10 protein-coding genes are annotated in these 8288 nt (G+C 65.3%); 1 reads left to right on the forward strand and 9 read right to left on the reverse strand.

From position 1 onward, the window contains the following. Positions 1-51: 51 nt before the first annotated feature. Positions 52-984, reverse strand: coding sequence for a phytanoyl-CoA dioxygenase family protein (locus RUH75_RS22700; protein WP_313809474.1), 933 nt, complete (start codon positions 982-984; stop codon positions 52-54). A gap of 190 nt (positions 985-1174) precedes the next feature. Between RUH75_RS22700 and RUH75_RS22705 the strand changes: the two genes are divergently transcribed. Continuing rightward, the gene (locus tag RUH75_RS22705) at positions 1175-1945 is read left to right on the forward strand and encodes a GntR family transcriptional regulator (protein WP_313809475.1); all 771 of its coding nucleotides are present in this window, start codon (positions 1175-1177) and stop codon (positions 1943-1945) included. A 339-nt stretch (positions 1946-2284) separates the two neighbouring features. Here the strand turns inward: RUH75_RS22705 and RUH75_RS22710 are convergent, their stop codons facing one another. The 8 genes from RUH75_RS22710 to RUH75_RS22745 form a co-directional block, all read right to left on the reverse strand. Beyond that, positions 2285-3676, reverse strand: a complete 1392-nt coding sequence (locus tag RUH75_RS22710; protein ID WP_313809476.1) for an NAD(P)(+) transhydrogenase (Re/Si-specific) subunit beta — start codon at positions 3674-3676, stop codon at positions 2285-2287. 1 nt (position 3677) lies between these two features. Next, entirely contained in the window at positions 3678-3968 is a 291-nt protein-coding gene (locus tag RUH75_RS22715) for an NAD(P) transhydrogenase subunit alpha (RefSeq protein ID WP_313809477.1), read from the reverse strand. Between the two features lie 334 nt (positions 3969-4302). Next, entirely contained in the window at positions 4303-4815 is a 513-nt protein-coding gene (cobU, locus tag RUH75_RS22720) for a bifunctional adenosylcobinamide kinase/adenosylcobinamide-phosphate guanylyltransferase (protein ID WP_313809478.1), read from the reverse strand. Continuing rightward, entirely contained in the window at positions 4812-5747 is a 936-nt protein-coding gene (gene cbiB / locus RUH75_RS22725; protein ID WP_313809479.1) for an adenosylcobinamide-phosphate synthase CbiB, read from the reverse strand. The genes cobU and cbiB overlap by 4 nt, the downstream gene beginning before the upstream one ends. Then, positions 5740-6717: a threonine-phosphate decarboxylase gene (locus RUH75_RS22730; protein WP_313809480.1), complete on the reverse strand. Its 978-nt coding sequence runs from the start codon at positions 6715-6717 to the stop codon at positions 5740-5742. The genes cbiB and RUH75_RS22730 overlap by 8 nt, the downstream gene beginning before the upstream one ends. Then, positions 6714-7424 carry an adenosylcobinamide-GDP ribazoletransferase gene (locus RUH75_RS22735; RefSeq protein WP_313809481.1) on the reverse strand — a complete coding sequence of 237 codons (711 nt, stop codon included), beginning with the start codon at positions 7422-7424 and terminating at the stop codon, positions 6714-6716. Before RUH75_RS22735 ends, RUH75_RS22730 begins: the two co-directional genes overlap by 4 nt. After that, on the reverse strand, positions 7421-8002 hold the full coding sequence (locus tag RUH75_RS22740; RefSeq protein ID WP_313809482.1) for a histidine phosphatase family protein: 582 nt from the start codon (positions 8000-8002) through the stop codon (positions 7421-7423). Before RUH75_RS22740 ends, RUH75_RS22735 begins: the two co-directional genes overlap by 4 nt. Further along, the coding region (locus RUH75_RS22745) for a nicotinate-nucleotide--dimethylbenzimidazole phosphoribosyltransferase (protein WP_313809483.1) at positions 7999-8288 on the reverse strand (290 nt) is incomplete at its 5' end. The genes RUH75_RS22740 and RUH75_RS22745, both read right to left, overlap by 4 nt.

Consider the following 8288-nt stretch of genomic DNA (forward strand, 5'->3'; position numbering starts at 1 on the left):
GGCCCGGTGCGGACCCGAAATGCGCTTTTCCGCGCATTTCCAAACAGAATCTCAGCGCTGCGGTCGCAGCAGGACGGCATGTTCCCCTTCGAACGAAACGATGACCGGATCGCCCGGCTGCACCCGCTCCACCATGTCGGGCAACGGAATGCGGGCGCCCGTTATGCCGCGGCAATAAGTGTTGTCGTCCAGTATCAGGCGGACGTCGCGACCGTCATGATTGGCGGTGACCACATAATCGCTGCCGATCTCCACGACATTGCCGACAACCGGCAGCTTGCCGGTGATCGGCATGACCCGCACGTCCACCGACAGGCGGAATTTGTCCGATCTGTTGACCATGCCGCTATGGGGAATTTCCGGGCAGAACATCACCAGATCGCCCGGCCTGTAGTCGCTGCGGTGCCACACATCGTCCGGAATGGCGCCATCGGGAATGCGGTGCTTGGGCACATCGTTCAGGTCGTGCAATATGCCGCCCTTCTGCAGGCCCTCCGCCATGGCCAGCCCGCCGACCTCGCCGTCAATATCGGTAAGCGGCACCCAGCATGTCAGCAATTCGATGCCGCCATTGGCAAATCCGTCCTGATGCCGGCCGGTCAGGAAATCGTTGACCAGCCCTTTCCGGGGCGGCGTGATCCGATATTCGACGCTGGGAATCCAGAAAGGCGCAACCCCCAGAAGGCGCGTGAAGAAGGCATGGATCGTCGGTTCCGCGACGAAGCTGCGCCAGGCGCGCTGTTCGTGCAGCGGCTCGATTTTCTCGGGGATATTGTCAAGCGGCGCGCCGTTCCAGATCGGTTCGTCGGCATCAGCAGCGATGACGCCCCCATCCCTGAGGAAAGCCATGTAGCGGTCACGCATCCGTTTCACGGCGCCGGCATCCAGCACGTCCCGGAAAAACCAGTAGCCGCGTTCCTGCATGACCTTGCCGAGCGCATCGGCATCACCAATCAAATGCGTGGCATCCCAAAGGGGCTGCATGGGCGGGAGGGCTTGGGGCATGACCGATTCCATAAAGATGCTGACAGGCCAACCATGCTGCAAGCAAAGTATAATGTCGACACTTTTGGATAAAAATGACATATATATCGACATTTCGATATATTGTGCATACAGTTATGGATGCTTTCCACTGATGGTCAGCCCGTGTTGATTGCGCTATGCAGGATTTATGAGCGACGTCATTCCTTTCCACGACGGGGCAGATCACGAAGCTTCGATCGCCCTTGATCTTCAGGATCGCCAGGACTCCCTTGTGGGGCAGATCGCAGCCGATATCGCCCGCGATATATCCGAAGGTCGCCTTGCCCCCGGCGCCGATCTCAATTCGGTGGAACTGGCGGCGCGCTTCGCAACCAGCCGTACCCCCGTGCGAGAGGCGTTGCTGCTCCTGGAAAAGGAAGGACTGGTGGAAATCCCGGCCCGGCGGCGGCCGCGAGTGGCCAATATCAGCATTTCCGAAGTCGCCGAACTCTATGAGATCCGGGCGGCGCTGAACGGGCTGATGATCCGAAGCTTTTTGCGGGCCGCCACCGACGAGGAACTGGTGGAGATGGAAACGCTGTTCGCCGCCATGACGGAAAGCGCCCGGTCGGATGATCTGCCCGCCTTCCTCTACGCCCGCAACCGCCTGCACAATTTCTGGGTGGACAAATGCGGGAACAGCAGCCTTCAACGGCTGCTGCGGTCATGGAAAATGCGCATGAGCGTCAGCCGATTGGGCGGCGATGCGCGCAACGATGTCGATCGCATTTTGCGGGACAATGGCCGGCTGACGCTCGCATGCCATGAACGGGACGCGAATCTGGCCGAAGCGCTCATCATATCGATGACCAAATTCGGGGAGCAGATGATCCTCCAGCAGCAAAGCGCGCGCGCCGCCGTGGCAAAGCCGCGCCCCGCCCTGCGCAAGAAGAACGCTTCCCCCGCCAACCGCGCATAGCGAAGGCTGCAATCCCTGTATCGATAATCCCTGTATCGACGGCATGTGGCGGTCGCGGTTGACGACGGCGCATCTTTGTCGCTGGCGGATCGGGCGCCCTGCCCAAATAGCGCTGTCCTACAGCCCCCGCGCCGCGCTATGCCGCTCGCGGCTCTTTCAACCGTCAAAACCCAATGGCAGGGTTCGGCCTAGATCCGGGCCCAGATCCGGGGCCCGCCGTAAATCCGTCGTGTCACCTGTGTCACCCAAATCCAGCCCACCCGGCGTCATCGTGGAATGAAAAAGCCCGCCGGATGCATCCGGCGGGCCTTCCTTCACTCGTCGCGCAACGCGCCTCGATCAATGCAGTCCCGAACCACCGGCCAGTTCCTTGGCGATGGTGCCGACCATGTCCTTGGCGTCGCCGAACAGCATCTGGGTGTTGCTGTTGTAATAGATCGGATTGTCGATCCCGGCGAAGCCCGCGTTCATGGAGCGCTTGATCACGAACACCGACTTGGCGCGATCCGCCTCGATGATCGGCATGCCCGCGATCGCGCTCTGCGGATCGTCGCGCGCCGACGGGTTAATCGTGTCGTTCGCGCCGATGATCAGCGCCACGTCCGCCTGCGGCAGTTCCGGGTTGATGTCGTCCAGCTCGACCAGCTGCTCATAGGGCACGTTCGCCTCGGCCAGCAGCACGTTCATATGGCCGGGCATACGGCCCGCCACCGGATGGATCGCGAACTTGACGTCCACGCCCTTCTTGGTGAGCGCCTGATACAGCTCGCTGACCTTGTGCTGGGCCTGCGCCACGGCCATGCCATAGCCCGGAATGATCACGACATTGCTGGCATTTTCCAGCTGCATCGCGGCTTCCTCGGCCGACGCGGAACGCACCACCCGGTCGTCCTTGCCGCCCGCCACGCCCGCCACGACCTTGCCGAAGCCGCCGAACATGACATTGGCGAAGCTGCGGTTCATCGCCTTGCACATGATCACCGCCAGGATGAAGCCCGAAGCCCCGTCCAGCGCGCCCGCCACGATCAGCAGCTTGTTACCCAGCGCAAAGCCCATGGCGGATGCGGCCAGACCCGCATAGCTGTTGAGCAGCGCGATGACGGTCGGCATGTCCGCCCCGCCGATCGGGATCACCAGCAATATGCCGAACACCAGCGCCAGCGCGACAAAGGCCGGGAACAGCCAGGTCTGCGTCGGATCGATCGCCAGCATCGCGCCGATCACCACCGTCGCCAGCGCGACGGCGCCATTCAGCACCCGCTGCCCGACGAAGGAAACCGGACGGCTGCCCAGCAACTCCTGCAATTTGGCAAAGGCGATGACGGATGCCGTGCAGGTCAGGAAACCCAGCAGCATTTCGAACATCAGCGCCCACAGGATGAAGCTGCCGCCATAGCCGGCATGGGCATGTTTGTAATATTCTGCGGCGCCGATCAGGCCGACGGCCAGCGCGCCGAAGGCGTGGGAGATGGCGGTTCGCTGCGGGATTGCCGTCATCGGCATCAACAGCGCCATCGGAATGCCCGCCGCCGCGCCCGCGACCATGGCGATGATGATGAGGTTATAGTCGACCACCTCATGCTGGACCAGCGCGCCGATGATGGCGACGGCCATGCCGATCTCACCCGCGCGCACGCCCCGGCGCGCGGTCGAAGGATGGCTCATCCACATAAGCGCAAGGATGAACAGCACTGACGAGAGGATCGCCGCGAAAGGGACAAAAGCATTCATCTCACTTACCCCGCGGCTTGAACATCTTGAGCATGCGATCGGTGATCATGAAACCGCTCACCAGATTGACCGTCGCGCAGAACACCGCGACAAAGCCCAGCGTCTTGGCCAGCGGCGTCGCCCCTGCCTCGCCCGTCACAGAGATCGCGCCCACGATCACCACCGCTGCAATCGCATTGGTCAGCGACATCAAGGGCGAATGCAGCAGCGGCGACACCTTCTTGATCAGCTGGAACCCCACAAAGGCCGCCAATATGAAGACGAACACATAGTCCGGATTAAGCGCACTCACAGACGATCCCCCTGATTCAGCCAGTACAAAGCGGAGCGAAAAGACCGCCCGTCACCTTTAGCATTCAGTAATTGATGGTAGCGTTCACAGCACGCATGCCCCTTGCCGGACCTGTTGCTTCCCATAAACCCCTCCACAGCCTTACAGCCATCTTCGCCCTTATTGCCTGAGATGGAAGCAGGCAAGACGCACGAACCCAAATATTACACCGGCATTTTGCGCAACGAAGTTTTCTTATACCCCCGTCTAGGTCGCGTTTCCGTTCACGCGGTCCAGAACGGTCCCGTCGCGAATCCGCCATTGCCCCCTCATAATTCTATACTATGGTGCAATATTAACCCTTGAGTGTCAAGGGCAGCCCCGCCGTCAGCAATATGACCTCCCGGCATAAGGCCGCCATTTCCTGGTTCAACCACCCCGCCTCGTCCCGAAACCGCCGGGCCAGCGCATTATCCGGCACGATCCCCAGCCCCACTTCATTGGCCACCAATATGACAGGCACGGGACAAGCCGCCACCGCATCCGCCAAAGCGGCGCGGGCAGCGCCTATATCAGCCCCTGCCAGCATCAGATTGGACAGCCAGAGCGTCAGACAGTCGACCAGGATCGCGTCCACTTCACCTGACGTTTCGAACAGGGCTGCCGCAAGATCCAGCGGCGCCTCGATGGTCAGCCAGCGGCCCCCGCGATCAAGCCGGTGACGCGCGATCCTGTCCGCCATTTCCGCGTCGAAAGCCTGGGCCGTCGCGATATAGGCCAGCCTGCCGCCCGCCATGGCCTCGCAACGCGCCTGCGCATAGCGGCTCTTGCCGGAGCGGCACCCTCCCAGCACCAGCACGGTCGTCATCCGATTCCCTCCCCGATCGCGGTCAGGCCCCACAACATCAGACAGGCCCAAAGATAGACGCGAAGCGCCGCCCGCATCGCGCCGACATCCGCGTCGCCGCCTTCACCGATCCAGGGCTTGTCATGCAGAATGCCGTCATAGCGAACCGGCCCCGCCAGCCTGATTCGCAACACCCCCGCCATGGCGGCTTCAGGCCAGCCCGCATTGGGCGAGGCATGCCGCCGGTGATCCCGCCGCAACACGGCCCATCCTCCTCCCCCCGCGATGCAAAGGAGAAGAGCCGCCAGTCGCGCCGGCACCCAGTTCAGCAGATCGTCGAACCGCGCTGCGGCCCAGCCGAAATGGGTGAACGGCGCTTCCTTGTGCCCGATCATGCTGTCGGCGGTGTTCACGGCCTTATAGGCCCAGATTCCCGGCAGCCCCAGCAGGAGCAGCCAGAACAACGGCGCCACGATCCCGTCGCAAAAGCTTTCCGCCAGACTCTCGATCCCGGCCCGGGCCACTCCGGCCTCATCCAGCGCATCGGTGTCGCGCCCCACGATCCGGGCGACCGCCCGCCGCGCTTCGTCCAGTTCCTCGCTCGCCAGCGCCCGCGCGACCGGCACCACATGCGCATGAAGGCTCCGCTGCGCCAATGCGGGCCAGGCCGCCGCCGCCAGCCATATCCACGCCATATCCCCGGTCCACCGGCGAATCGCCCATTGCATGGCCAACCCCGCGCCACCCGCAATGCCCAACAGCAACAGCAGCAGGGCGATACCGGCCCATCGCCGCGCCGGGCCGCTCCATGCATTCCGGTTCCACCGCCGTTCCAAGACGTCGATGATCCGGGCAAACCCACCCACGGGATGCCCGATCCGCGCATGCAGCCATGCCGGCCAGCCCAGCGCCGCATCCAGCATCAGCGCGGCCAGCGCCACCGGTTCAGCCATCGGCCAGCGCCCGGTCCAGTCGCTCCCATTCCGCCGCGCCGCCCGGCAGGCCAAGCCGCAACCAGCGCCGGTTTTCCTCGAAAGGCCGCGTCAGGATCGCTTTTCGGGCAAGCCGGTCGAACAGGGCCGATCCATCCTCGACCTCCACCAGCCGGAACAGCGGACATTCCCCCCGCGCCGCCAGCCCATGGCGCGCCAATAACGCATCCAGCAACCCTGCCCGTTCCTCCAATAGCCCGATCGCATCCCCGATCCACGCCCGATCCCGGTAGGCCGCCCGTCCAAAGGCGACCGCCGCCGTCGATACCGGCCATTCCCCCAATATCCGGCGCGCCGCCGCAACGATCGCCCTCGGCCCGACGAGAAAGCCCAAGCGCACGCCAGCCAGTCCGAAAAATTTGCCGAAGGACCGCAACAGGATCAATCGCCGCCGATCGCCCACCGCTCCCGCCAGGCTACAGGACGGCACGGCATCGGCATAGGCTTCGTCCACGATCAGCCAGCCCCCGGCCTGCTCCAGCCCCTCCAGCCATTCCAGCAGGCGGGCGGGCGGGATCAGGCGGCCATCCGGATTATTCGGATTGGCCAGCAGCAGCGCGACCGCTTCGCGCGGGGCCTCTTCGCCCTCGACCATGGGCCGGCCCCGCGCGAAAACCTCGCCATGGGTGCGATAGCTCGGCACCAGCCAGCGGGCGGGCATATCAAGCATCCGGCCCAACAGGCGCAGGCCCATTTCGCTGCCCGGCAGGGTGCAGACATGGTCGGGATCGACCCCGAAATGCGCGGCCGCCGCCGCCTCCATCTCCGCCAGGTCCCGCGGATCCGGCAGGCACCGCCAATCCGTGGACACATCATCGATGCCCGGCCAAGTCAGCGGACTTATGCCGGTCGACAGGTCGATCCACTCCTCCCCGCCATAAGCCGCCCGCGCTTCGGCCAGCCGCCCGCCATGCCAGGTGAAGCCGCTCATCGCGCCAGCACCATCGCGGCCAGCAGGCCGCTTTCCAGCAGTTCGATGCCCGCGCCATGCCCATCGCCGGAAATCCCGCCCATGCGCGACCGCAGCCACAGTCCCCAGAGCGGGATCAGCAGGGCCGCCGCCCACAAGCCCGGCGCCCAATAGCTCAGCGCCAGCCCCAGCATCACCCAGAAGACCAGCGCACCGGCCCGCCAGCCAGCCCGGAAGCGGCTCGCCAGTCCCTCGTGCAGCGGCGGCAGCCATCGCGTCCAGACCAGCGGCCCGATTCGCGCCACCATCGCCACCGGAACGAGCATCCACACCGGATAGCTCTCCACCCACAGGCGCAGCAGCACCAGCTTGGCCAGCAATTGCAGGCCGATGGCGACCACGCCGAAACTGCCGATATGGGGATCGGCCAGAACGGCGGACAGACGCGCGCGATCGCCATGCGCCGCCCCCGCCGCGTCGGCAATGTCGCCCAATCCGTCCATATGCAGCGCGCCGGTTACGGCAACCCACGCCACCAGCCCGCACAGGGCGCCTGCCCATGGATCGACCCGGATGCCAAGGCCCGCGGCCCCCGCGACGATCAGGCCGACGGCAATCCCGGCGGCGGGAAACCAGCGGATCGCGGCGGCGAAATCCGCCTCATCGGCCGCCAGCAACGGCAGGGGCAAGCGCGTCATCAATTGCAGCGCCAGCACCAGCCGCTTCATGTCACCAGCCCGATAATCTGCCCCGAAGGCCGCTCTGCCCCCTGCGCGCCCGGCCAGACCCGCAGGCTCAACACCGCGCCATAGGGCAGGTCGACCGCCCAGCCCTGCCGCGCGTCGAAACCGCACAGCACTGCCAACGCCGCCCGCATCGCCCCGGCATGACTGACGACCAGCGCCGGCCCGGCAAGGTCGTCCAGCCCCGCCCCGATCCGGGCGCGAAGATCGGCCCAGCTTTCGCCCCCCGGCGGCGGGAAACCGTCCGGATCATCCCAGAATCGCGCCAGATCATCGGCGGGAAGGGTTATGGGATCGGCGCCTTCCCATTGCCCGAAATGCAGTTCCCGCCAGCGCGCGTCGACGCCATGGCCGACGCCCCGTTCCGCCGCGATGATCGCGCCCGGCGCCTGCGCCCGCGACAGGTCGGACGTCACCACCCGCGCAAAGTCCAATCCCCTTGCCCGCTCGACACAAAGCGCGATCCCTTCCGCTTCCGGCGGCGCATCCAGATGCCCCAGCAACCTGCCGCCGGGCTGCGGCACGCCATGACGCATCAGGTAAAGCGTGACGGCGCCGTTCATAGCGCGCCAGCAACCGCCGCCTCTGCAAAGGTCGCCATGCCGCCATGGGCGGCCAGGGCCGACCGCACGATCTGCGCCGCGACCGCCGCGCCGCTGCCTTCGCCCAGCCGCATGTCCAGCCGCAACAGCGGTTCCAGTCCCAGCGCCGCCAGCAACCGCCCGTGCGCCGCTTCCGCCGACAGGTGCGCCGCCAGGCAATGGCCGCCGATCCCGGCATTGTCCTTCGCCAGCGGCGCGACCGCCGCGCAGCCGATGAAACCATCGAGCATGACCGGGACGCGCAGCG

The sequence above is a fragment of the Sphingobium sp. genome (genome assembly GCF_032153725.1).
In the GTDB taxonomy this organism is placed as follows: domain Bacteria; phylum Pseudomonadota; class Alphaproteobacteria; order Sphingomonadales; family Sphingomonadaceae; genus Sphingobium.

Bases quoted from the DNA above. Each gene is read 5' to 3' on its own strand.
- RUH75_RS22700 (WP_313809474.1), bottom strand. From the start codon at position 984: ATGCAGCCCCTTTGGGATGCCACGCATTTGATTGGTGATGCCGATGCG.
- RUH75_RS22705 (WP_313809475.1), top strand. From the start codon at position 1,175: ATGAGCGACGTCATTCCTTTCCACGACGGGGCAGATCACGAAGCTTCG.
- RUH75_RS22710 (WP_313809476.1), bottom strand. From the start codon at position 3,676: ATGAATGCTTTTGTCCCTTTCGCGGCGATCCTCTCGTCAGTGCTGTTC.
- cobU (WP_313809478.1), bottom strand. From the start codon at position 4,815: ATGACGACCGTGCTGGTGCTGGGAGGGTGCCGCTCCGGCAAGAGCCGC.
- cbiB (WP_313809479.1), bottom strand. From the start codon at position 5,747: ATGGCTGAACCGGTGGCGCTGGCCGCGCTGATGCTGGATGCGGCGCTG.
- RUH75_RS22730 (WP_313809480.1), bottom strand. From the start codon at position 6,717: ATGAGCGGCTTCACCTGGCATGGCGGGCGGCTGGCCGAAGCGCGGGCG.
- RUH75_RS22735 (WP_313809481.1), bottom strand. From the start codon at position 7,424: ATGAAGCGGCTGGTGCTGGCGCTGCAATTGATGACGCGCTTGCCCCTG.
- RUH75_RS22740 (WP_313809482.1), bottom strand. From the start codon at position 8,002: ATGAACGGCGCCGTCACGCTTTACCTGATGCGTCATGGCGTGCCGCAG.